At 66.3% G+C, this 1,014-nt stretch carries 1 protein-coding gene; it reads right to left on the bottom strand.

Annotation, left to right across the window (positions count from 1 at the left end; all coding sequences use genetic code 11):
• Positions 1-1,014, bottom strand: a 1,014-nt coding sequence (locus JQ558_RS36945; RefSeq protein WP_212296733.1) for an autotransporter outer membrane beta-barrel domain-containing protein, incomplete at both ends; no start/stop codon positions are given.

The following is a 1,014-nucleotide window of genomic DNA, read 5'->3' as shown; positions in this document are numbered from 1 at the left end:
GCGAACGTGTTGACGCCGGCGACAACCTGTTCGGTATAGTTGGGCAACCACAGCGTGGTGAACTGGCCCGCGGCGTAGGGCGTCAGTCCGCTGGTGCCGAACGCATAGCGGTAGCCGCCCTCGAGCCGGCCGGAGAGAGCATTGGCGTCGAATTTGGCGCGGTAGCTGTTCAGCAGCGCAATACGATCGGTCGTGACGTCCTGCCAGCCATAGGCGAGGGCGCCGGCGAGGTAGGCCGCGCCGATATCGTGCCGGCCGTAGACGCCGGCCTGGAACATCTCCGACCGGCCGCCGCCGAGGCCGTTCACCAGATCGTATTTGGTGCCGGCGCCGCCGAGCGAAAAGCCGACCAGCGTGCCCGGCGCTACGCGATAGTCCAGACCGGCAGCGCCACCATAGATGCGCGAGGTGTAGGAGTTCGAACCGACTGCGGCGTTGCCGTCGGTCGATTGCGTGCCGCCATAGCCTGCGCCCCAGACGCTCCAGCGCCGTTCGAACGACAGCGGCGGCGCCTTCATCGCCATCTTGGCATAGGCCTCCCGCTCGCCCGCGTTGCGGCCTTTGCGCGCGGCATAGGCCAGCGCCTCGTTCTCGTCGGCATAACCGGTTGCGCCGGCCGGCGGCGCGCCGCCCGAGCGCGTCCCCGTGAAGGGATCGGTCATTACGTTGATGAACTTTTCCATCGCGTCGAACGTGGTCTGCTGCGTGCCGGTAGCGGCTTCGCCCGATACCTGGGTCAGGCCTGCAGGCGTCAGCGTACCGAACACCAGCGGAATGCCGCCGGTGGTATTGAACGAGTTGATGAGCGCGTTGGCGACAGCAGTCTGGTTGCCGTTCAGGCCGTTGGCGAACCCAGGCGAGAACGTCAGATTGAGATCCAGATAGGCATTTTGGGCGTCATAGCTCAGCGAGCTCACGAAGCCGGCCGGCAGGTTAGTGTTGGCCACCGAGCCGAAGGTGCCGTTGACGCCGCCGGCCGCGTTCACGATCGTGTAGCGCCGCGCCACATAAGCG

Source organism: Bradyrhizobium sp. AUGA SZCCT0160, from assembly GCF_018130105.1.
Lineage (GTDB): Bacteria > Pseudomonadota > Alphaproteobacteria > Rhizobiales > Xanthobacteraceae > Bradyrhizobium.
Note: the sequence above shows the minus strand (reverse complement) of the source record. Positions and strands in the feature narration are given on the sequence as shown.